Raw genomic sequence first — 9,685 nt, forward strand, 5'->3', positions numbered from 1 at the left:
CGTAGCTTCCTCATCAATCAACTTCAAAACAAAAATACTAACCAGTTATCCACCACGCAAGAGCGCTTTTCCCCATTTTTTTGGTTATGTTTTTTACGGGATCAATACGTAAACCTGCTAAATATTTTTAGGAAATATACCAGTTAACAGGAAAGTATAACTACTAAGCAGCAGCTAAAAAAAAGGAACATAAAGTGATGGAATGTGCTACTGCACTGCATTTGAAAAGAATAAGCAGAAGGTTGTAACAAAAGTTCAAATTCAGCCCCTGGTAAGCGATTGTATTATATCATATTTAGTTATAATGTGTAAATCTCCGGCTTCGTCCCTGCTTAAAATAGCCCCGTTGTCTTTATTGATCAGCTTACCCAATCTTTCCACAGGTGTATCATAAGCCACTATGGGGTAGGCTGGTTCCATTACTTTGCTTACCTGCTCATTTTTAATATCGGGCGAAGCCATCATTTTACCAAATAAACCACTTTCCGATACAGAGCCCTCGGGAGATCCGTTGTTTATAACCGGTATGTTCTCAATATCATATTTTTTCATCAGTTCAAATACTTCAGCCACGGTTTGGTCTGGCTTAACCGCTACAATAGGCTGGTTCCCTTTTCCGCTTATAACATCTTTAAAAGTTTTAACCTCAAGAAAGCCTCTTTCCAGCATCCATTGGTCATTGTAAACTTTGCCTACATACCGGCTGCCGTGGTCGTGGAATATGCATACCACCAGGTCGCCCTTTTTTAAAAGGTGTTTTAACTGCAATAAACCCTGCAAACAACTACCGGCGCTATAACCACAAAAAAGTCCCTCTTCTTTGGCCAGGCGCCTTGCCATTAAGGCTCCGTCTTTATCTGTAACCTGCTCAAAATGATCAATTACGCGCATATCGAAATTTGCCGGTACAAAATCTTCACCAAAGCCTTCTGATATATAAGGATGTACTTCTGTCATATCAATTTCCCCGGTGCGGAAATATTTTGTAAGCAGGGATCCGTAGGCATCAACCGCCCAGATCTTAATTGCCGGATTCTTTTCTTTCAGATACATCGCTGTTCCGGTAACTGTTCCCCCCGTACCGGCCGTACTGACAAGGTGGGTGATTTTGCCGTCTGTTTGTTCCCATATTTCCGGGCCGGTTGTTTCATAATGCGCTATGCGATTGGCAAGATTATCATACTGATTGCACAAAAAAGAATCAGGGATCTCCCTTGCTAACCTTTTTGCAACTGAATAGTAGCTTTTAGGGTCGTCTGGTTCAACGTTGGTAGGGCAAACAATTACTTCGGCCCCTACTGCTTTCAGTATATCAAATTTTTCTTTGGATTGTTTATCGGTAGAAGTGAAGATGCATTTGTATCCCTTTACACTGGCTGCCAGGGCAAGTCCCATACCGGTGTTGCCCGAAGTGCATTCAATAATGGTGCCCCCGGGCTTTAGTTTGCCCTCTTTTTCCGCTATTTCGATCATCTTCAGGGCCATCCGGTCTTTTATAGAATTGCCCGGGTTAAAATAATCCACTTTTGCAGCTACCGTGCAGGGAAGCCCTTTTGTTATTTTGTTCAATCTTATCAAAGGCGTATTGCCAATGGTTTCGAGTATATTGTTTTTAATATCCATGCCGGGGTTTTCTGTTGTAGTAAAGGTAAAATTAAATCCGAAGATGTGGTCGTCACCCAACGGAGAAGCGGCAAACCGTAACGCAAAGCACCAAAAGACGAATTTGAAATTTGAAATCTCAAATTTGAAATCCTTGCACACCCTGTAACCCCCACCCTCACTCTCCCAGCTCTTCCAGCGCTTTTATAACCATAGGATCCCGGGTATTGTTTACTTCATAAAATCCTTCATTCCGCCACTGCTGCCGGGCAAACAGCCCTTTCAGCCTGCGCATTATAAATTGCCTGTCGGTTGCGCTCATGCTGCTTAATTTAATACTGTCACGCAGTGCGAATGCAGTAAATGCGTCCCACACCGAATCGTTAACATCAAATCCTTTCCCGAAATCAGCGGGGTTTGCAAATAATTTAAAATGATCGATATGATCTATGTAGTACCTGTATACAAAATTTCCAACGGTGTTTTTTGTATACAACCGGGCTATTTTATTGTTGATACCCATTGTATCCATAGCAACAAAAACATCCGGCGTTATGCCGCCGCCTCCATATACCAGTTTCCCCATTGGTGTATGATACGGTTCGCCGGTAGCCATTCTGTTGCTGTCGGCATTGAGCAGGGCGCCATTGTGGTACCGGTCATATAATTCTTCATTATAACTTTCAATGCCCTTGTCGTATGGCTTCTGAATAGAACGCCCCAGCGGAGTATAATAACGTGCAATGGTTAACCGTAAAGCCGAGCCATCGTTCAGGTTGTATTGCTCCTGCACCAGGCCCTTCCCAAAGCTTCTCCTGCCGATCACTTCGGCTCTGTCCCAGTCCTGTAAAGCACCGGTAAGCACCTCACTTGCGGAAGCAGATCCTTCATCAATAAGCACAACCAATTTTCCCTTTTCAAAGATACCCTCCCGTCTTGCCCTGAATTCCTGCTTTTTGATGTGGCCTCCCCGTGTATAAACGATGAGTTTATTGCCATCTAAAAACTCATCGGCGATCTCTACAGACTCCTGTAAAATACCGCCACCGTTTCCCCGCAGGTCGAGTATTAATTTCTGAACGCCGTTCTCTTTTAACTTTTGCATGGCTTCCATGAATTCTTCGTAAGTGGTTTCAGAAAATTTATTTAGCCGGATATAGCCTGTTGCAGGGGCGATCATATAGCCTGCATCTAACGAGTAGAGTGGGATAATACCCCTCGTAATCGTAAACTGCTTTATCTCTTTGCCGCGAAGAAGCGTAACCTGCACTTTTGAGCCATGCATGCCCCGAAGCAAGTGTTTTACTTCATCGGCACCGGTATTGTTGCCTGCTACCGTTGAATCGCCTATTTTTAAAAACCTGTCGCCGGGCTGTAAGCCGGCATCTTCCGAAGGGCTGCCTTTAAGTACGCTCAGCACATGAATGGTATCATCAAAAATATTGAACTCAATGCCAATGCCTTCAAATTTACCCGCAAGATCTTCGTTTACCTGTTGCAGGTCACTTGATGGAATAAAGATAGAATGAGGATCCAGGTGGCTTAGCATTTCTTCAATTGCAGCATCGGCAAGCGTATCGGTTTGTATAGGGTCAACATATCTCTTCGAGATGAGATCAAGTACCTCCTGTACTGTTCCTTTCCGCTCGGTAGAAAAAAAACGGGCTGTAGCCGGCATTTTTTCTTTCATCTTATATCCCAGGAACATTCCGCCAATCATTACCAGGGAAAAGATCAGTGGCAGCCAGAGCTTTAATTTATTATTACCCATTAGTCTGTATTTGTATATTATCTTTGAGAGCACGAATTTCACGAAATAAGTTCAATTAAAGATGTCGTCAGTAAAATTGATAGCTGATAGCGGGGCAACCAAGGCCGAATGGTGTTTATTGCAGGGGAAAAAGAAAAAAACCATATTTACCCAGGGGATCAGCCCCTATTTTTTTGGTACTGCTCAAATAACGAACATACTGCAAACAGAATTGCTTCCTTCGCTTAAAGGGGTAAAGGTTGATGAAGTATATTACTACGGAACAGGATGCATTAACCCCAACAACAACCGTATTGTAAAGCAGTCTGTTAAAAATGTTTTTAAAGACCTGACGGTCGTGGAGGTTACCCATGATGTGATGGCAGCGGCGAGGGCCCTGTATGGCGATACCAGGGGTGTGGCCTGCATCCTGGGAACCGGTTCCAGCTCCTGCTATTACAACGGGGAAAAAATAGTTGTAAATAAACCCGGGCTCGGTTATGTGCTGGGTGATGAGGGCAGCGGCGCCTGTCTGGGTAAAAAAGTACTGCAATATTATTTGTACAACACTTTCGATGAAGAGCTTGCAGGGCGCTTTAATGCAAAATACGGAACAAGCCATACAGAGATACTGGAAAATGTATATAAAAAACCGCTGGCCAACCGCTACCTCGCTTCATTTACCCCTTTTTTATCAGAAAACCGGGGGCATTATATGATTGAAAACATCATAGAAGATGCATTAAATGATTTCTTCTTTCATCATGTTTGCAAGTTTAAAGAAAGCTGGACCTTACCTGTAAGTTTTGTTGGTGGCGTGTCGTATCATTTCCGGGATGTGCTTACAGAACTTTGCCGGTCGTACGAATTTGCAATGGGAAAAATATTAAAAAACCCGATGGAAGGGCTTGCAGTGTATCATCTGTGACCCGGATGTAGAAAAATTATTTTTATCTCTTTATCAATATATCCACTGTAATTAATCAAGACAGCTTATGACCTCTTTTGTAAAGATCACGGAGCAACCCTCTGCTTATCGCCATCTCGAAAAAATGCCTGTTGCCGAAATCCTTACCCATATCAACAATGAAGACAAAACAGTTCCCTATGCTATAGAAAAGATGATCCCGCAAATTGAAAAGCTGGTGATGGTTGCTGTGGACAAAATGCTGGCAGGCGGGAGATTGTTTTATATTGGTGCGGGAACCAGCGGACGGCTGGCAATAGTAGATGCCAGCGAATGCCCGCCCACATACGGCGTATCGCCTAATCTGGTTATTGGCATCATTGCCGGTGGCAAAAAAGCGATGACGCAGCCCGTTGAGTTTGCAGAAGACAGCCTTACCCGGGGATGGGAAGATTTGCAAAAGCACCATGTGAATAAAAAAGATGTGGTGATAGGCATAGCGGCAAGCGGTACCACACCCTATGTAATAGCCGCATTAAAGAAATGCCGTGAAAGTGGAATTATAACGGGTTGCATAACCAACAATCCCGGATCACCCTTAACGAAGCAGGCCGATCACCCTATAGAACTGGCTGTAGGCCCCGAATTTGTAACAGGCAGCACCCGCATGAAAAGCGGCACTTCCCAAAAGCTGGTGCTCAATATGATCTCCACTGCCATTATGATTCAATTGGGGAGGGTAGAAGACAATAAAATGGTGAACATGCAATTGAGCAATCAAAAGCTGTTGGACCGGGGTACTAAAATGCTGATGGAAAAATTGCCGGATACAGATTATACCAAAGCCAAAGCCCTGCTGGTAAAATTCGGAAGCGTGAAAAGGGCTATGGAATCGGCAGGGTAGATAAAAGCAACAAGAAACAAATAAACAGCAAATTTCAAATCCGAAGCCTGAATTTCGAAATCCGGAGGAATACACCATAAACTAAAAAATCAGAAATCAACAAATCAGAAATCAGCAATAACCGACTGACCGCCTCCTGATACCAATCTCAAACCTCAGATTTTAAATCTCAAATCAACTCCTGTATCATGTTTAAACAAAAAACTACCATCTGCGCCATTGGCTTATGCTTGTTATGTGTGGTTGCTCTTGAGTCACTGTCACAAACAGCCGGCAGCGATGTAAAATTCAAAAAATACCATTTGTGGGATGAGTTTTATACGGAAGCCGCTACCGTGGCCGACGTGAACAGGGATGGTAAAATGGATATAATCGCCGGCGCAAGATGGTTTGAAGCCCCCGGCTGGAAGGCCCATGACATATGGAAGCACAAAAAGTTTGACTATACCAAAGGATACAGCGATTCCTTCCTCAATTTTGCCATAGATGTAAACGAAGACGGCTGGACGGACCTGATCTGTTTCGACTTCCCCGGCAAAGAAGTGTATTGGTTCGAAAACCCTAAAAGTGCTGATGTGCTTTGGAAAAGATACCTGATTGACTCCGTCGCGTCTAACGAATCGCCGATGGCCGTTGACATAAATAATGATGGCAAAACCGACCTGGTTTTCGGGAATGAAAAGCTGGCGCAAATGGCATGGTTCAGCGCCGTGGTAAAAAACAATAAAGTAAGCTGGCAACGGCATCCCATAAGCGAAACCAATGCCAGCGGTGTTGGCATGTTCTCGCACGGACTGGGTTGGGGAGATATTAACGGCGATGGCATTAAAGACGTAATGATCCGCGGTGGTTGGTGGGAAGCACCGAAAGACATGAAAACCTCTCCGTGGACATTTCATGAGGCCAACCTGGGGGAGTCCTGTGCGCAAATGATCACGTATGATTTCGACGGCGATGGCGACAACGATGTGCTTACCAGCTCGGCGCATGATTACGGTGTATGGTGGCACGAACAAATACGTGATGACCAGGGGCGAATAGCCTTTAAAACGCATGCCATTGACACCACTTTTTCCGAGGCCCATAGCATCGTACTGCAGGATGTTAACGGCGACGGGCTGCCCGATTTTATTACCGGCAAGCGGTTTTTCTCCCACCAGGGCAAAGGCCCGGGAGGGCAGGAGCCGGCGGTATTGTACTGGTTTGAACTATTGAAGGATGGGAACAACAGACCCGTATGGAAGCGACATCTTATTGATGATAATTCGGGCGTTGGCATACAATTCGTTACGGAAGATATGAATAAGGATGGCCGGCCGGATATTGTTATCGGTAATAAAAACGGCGTGTATTATTTTGAGCAGGAATAGCGTATTCCGGGATGTGGCCGCACGCAACAGGGGAGTGTTAGACCGCATGTTCAATTCGTTGGGAAATGCTACAACGCTAAACCACAAACAATAAATTACAAATTATACCCTCATCTTTTCTTTGACCCCGTAGCCGCCTTGTATTTCTCCCGCATTATTTCCTGCACCGGCACATTTCTGATCTTGCTTTCCAGCCAGGAAATAATATCCAGGTACATAAAGGAACGGCTTTCCAGCGGATTATCTTTGTATTTTTCCAACTTTCCTTTTAGCACAATGAATGCGGCTTTTACCTGTTTTTTATCGAGGTGAAACGATTTTCTAAGGAAGCGGAAGATCTCTTCCTCCACCACGCTCAGATTTTGCATTTTTGCCATAAAGCGGTATACCGACTTTACCAAATATTCTAAAAGGTCGTAGTTACCCAGTTCATAGTGCGCAATAAGATGCAACAGCCTGGAATAACATTGCAGGTCGGTACGCAGGTCTACCTTCCAGTTGATAATGCGGTTGAGGTATTCAATGGCTTTTTCATTATCACCGCTGCCAAAGTACAGGCAGGCTATTTTATAGTAGAATACCAGGATGCGGTGCCTGTCCATTTTTAATCTGAATTCCCCGATCTTCTCTTCGATTTCGGGAATGATCTTTAAGCCCGCTGTAAAGCTGCCTTCCAGGAAATGCCTGTTGAGCTTGGCGGTATACAGGTATATAAACGACTGCACCCGGTTATTGTCGTTGCTGTTGGCCTGTTTGGAATGATAAAAGTGTTCAAATTTATCAAGCACTGCATTGAACTTTTCGTAGTTCTGCAGCACAAAATGTGCGTTCAGCAAATTGTGCAGGCCTTTAATATATAAAGGAGTGTCTACTTTTTTCATCAAAGGTTCCTGTTCAAAAGCGTCTACCCATTTCTGACAATAGCGGTAATACATGAGCAGGTCCTGCAAAATAAACCCGTACCAGCAATAGCTCTCATAACGGTAATGTTTTTCGTAAAAACCATTATAATGGGTTGCAATTGCCGGCAGATTGGATTCAAAAAAAGCTTTGATCGCCATCCTGTCTTTATCATCGCGGGCATGTCCAAGGTTAATATACCAACTGTACAACTGAAGGGAAAGATTGGATAATTTGTTTACCATTGTAAGCTTATCACCGGCTTCTTCTACATCTTTTGCCAGTGTTTCCGCCCTGTTTTTCATGCTGCGGGTAATGTACAGGGCCTCAATTTTTTTTTCAAAGATCAATGCCTGCAGCCTGTAGGTAAGCTGGTGCTGCTCTTTGGCGTATTCTTTTACGCGGTCCAGGGTTTTCAAACTCTGGAGGTAAAGTCCCTTATCATACAGGATCCGGGAATAATCCATGAGCTCATGCAACTGGAGCTGAATGTTATTGTCGTCTTTCAGTATCCGGAGGCTGGCCAGTATTTGCCGGTAAAGGTGTGATTTAAGATTGGAGAGTTGCTGTTTCTTAATATCTGTATTGCGTTTTAAGAGCGATTCCTCGTCGTAATCCTCCAATTTGTCCAGCGCATCAAACAATTGAACGGTTTTCATATCCGGGCTGGTGGCATTTCTTTGCACAAAAAGCTTAAAATTCCGCTTTTCAGCCTTTTCAAGGGATTTAATCAACTGGAACAGTTCGTCTGTAGATCGTTTGGGCATCGTAATCAAATTTCTTTAAAACCCTTAACCATAAAGGATCTTAACAAAAAAACACGGGCTTGCACAGCGTAATATAATGTTTAATTTGGTTTTATTCCTTTGTTATCAACCTGTACATTTGTGACCGGATTAGCAAATATCCGATTTTTAATAAAACAGTTATATGAAGTAATTGCCTTTAGGGTAGCCGATTTGATCATCTAAAATCAATCCATGTCTCAAAACAAGATTTATATTTTTGATACAACGCTGCGCGATGGTGAGCAGGTTCCGGGATGCAAACTGAATGCTGAGGAAAAGATAGAGCTGGCGCTTGCGCTTGAAGATCTTGGGGTGGATATTATTGAAGCAGGATTTCCGGTTTCCAGTCCCGGCGATTTTGAATCTGTGCATAATATTTCTGCCGTTATTAAAAATGCAACCGTTTGTGGATTGACCCGTGCCATAAAAAAAGACATTGAAGTGGCAGCAGAGGCGCTTCGGGGGGCCAAACGTCCCCGCATCCATACCGGTATCGGAGTTTCTGATCTGCACATTGCTACCAAGTTCAATTCCAATAAGGAGGATATACTCGCGCGCGCTGTGGAAGCTGTAAAGTTTGCCCGTAAATTTGTAGATGATGTGGAGTTTTACGGGGAAGATGCCGGCCGCGCTGAATTGGATTTCCTGGCCAGAGTGGTGGAAGCCGTTATTGATGCCGGTGCAACGGTTGTAAATATTCCCGATACTACAGGCTATTGCCTTCCACATCAGTATGGCGAAAAGATTGCTTACCTGGTGAATAATGTGCCCAATATTGACAAAGCCATTCTTTCCTGCCATTGCCATAATGACCTTGGCCTGGCAACAGCCAACTCTATAGCAGGAGTAATAAATGGTGCAAGGCAAATTGAATGCACCATTAACGGCTTGGGCGAAAGAGCCGGCAACACTTCTCTTGAAGAAGTGGTGATGATCATTAAGCAGCACGAATCACTGGGCTTATATACAAATGTTAAAGCCGAACAGCTTAACCCGATGAGCCGGTTGGTGGCCGATACCATGCGCATGCCGGTGCAGCCTAACAAAGCCATTGTGGGCAGCAATGCCTTTGCGCATTCCTCGGGTATACACCAGGACGGGTTTCTGAAGAATGCAGAAAATTACGAGATCATCCGCCCGGAAGAAGTAGGAGCAGACAGTTCAAAGATCGTTTTAACAGCCAGGAGCGGGCGGTCGGCCCTGGCTCACCGTTTTCAAAAGCTGGGGTACAATTTTAACCGCAATGATATTGATACGTTGTACCAGGCTTTTCTTAAAGTTGCCGATGTGAAAAAAGAAGTGGGAGACGAGGATTTGAAGGCATTGGCAGCCAATAATCATCCGGAAGTAGCCATTGCATAATAAGCAGATGTTTTCTCATGTTGCGTTAAGCACTCTGGTTAGCGTGACGCTCAGGCGTCCCGCTTCTTTAAAAAAGAAAGATGGGTAAGACTTTATTTGATA

General features: G+C 44.1%; 7 protein-coding genes. 4 read left to right on the forward strand and 3 right to left on the reverse strand.

The window, feature by feature from the left end:
• Positions 1–261: 261 nt before the first annotated feature.
• Positions 262–1,623 carry a pyridoxal-phosphate dependent enzyme gene (locus tag PLH26_RS11155; RefSeq protein ID WP_324586095.1) on the reverse strand — a complete coding sequence of 454 codons (1,362 nt, stop codon included), beginning with the start codon at positions 1,621–1,623 and terminating at the stop codon, positions 262–264.
• A gap of 157 nt (positions 1,624–1,780) precedes the next feature.
• Positions 1,781–3,373, reverse strand: a complete 1,593-nt coding sequence (locus PLH26_RS11160; protein ID WP_324586096.1) for a S41 family peptidase — start codon at positions 3,371–3,373, stop codon at positions 1,781–1,783.
• A 61-nt stretch (positions 3,374–3,434) separates the two neighbouring features.
• Between PLH26_RS11160 and PLH26_RS11165 the strand changes: the two genes are divergently transcribed.
• From PLH26_RS11165 to PLH26_RS11175, 3 genes are all read left to right on the forward strand, one after another.
• Positions 3,435–4,280: an N-acetylglucosamine kinase gene (locus PLH26_RS11165; RefSeq protein WP_324586097.1), complete on the forward strand. Its 846-nt coding sequence runs from the start codon at positions 3,435–3,437 to the stop codon at positions 4,278–4,280.
• A 67-nt stretch (positions 4,281–4,347) separates the two neighbouring features.
• Positions 4,348–5,163: an N-acetylmuramic acid 6-phosphate etherase gene (gene murQ, locus PLH26_RS11170; RefSeq protein ID WP_324586098.1), complete on the forward strand. Its 816-nt coding sequence runs from the start codon at positions 4,348–4,350 to the stop codon at positions 5,161–5,163.
• Positions 5,164–5,351: 188 nt separating this feature from the next.
• Positions 5,352–6,533 (forward strand): FG-GAP repeat domain-containing protein, encoded by a 1,182-nt coding sequence (locus PLH26_RS11175; protein WP_324586099.1) that lies wholly within the window; start codon positions 5,352–5,354, stop codon positions 6,531–6,533.
• Between the two features lie 110 nt (positions 6,534–6,643).
• Here the strand turns inward: PLH26_RS11175 and PLH26_RS11180 are convergent, their stop codons facing one another.
• Positions 6,644–8,200 carry a hypothetical protein gene (locus PLH26_RS11180; RefSeq protein WP_324586100.1) on the reverse strand — a complete coding sequence of 519 codons (1,557 nt, stop codon included), beginning with the start codon at positions 8,198–8,200 and terminating at the stop codon, positions 6,644–6,646.
• A gap of 213 nt (positions 8,201–8,413) precedes the next feature.
• Between PLH26_RS11180 and PLH26_RS11185 the strand changes: the two genes are divergently transcribed.
• On the forward strand, positions 8,414–9,583 hold the full coding sequence (locus tag PLH26_RS11185; RefSeq protein ID WP_324586101.1) for a 2-isopropylmalate synthase: 1,170 nt from the start codon (positions 8,414–8,416) through the stop codon (positions 9,581–9,583).
• Positions 9,584–9,685: the final 102 nt, after the last annotated feature.

The sequence above is a fragment of the Agriterribacter sp. genome, assembly GCF_035444585.1.
In the GTDB taxonomy this organism is placed as follows: domain Bacteria; phylum Bacteroidota; class Bacteroidia; order Chitinophagales; family Chitinophagaceae; genus Agriterribacter.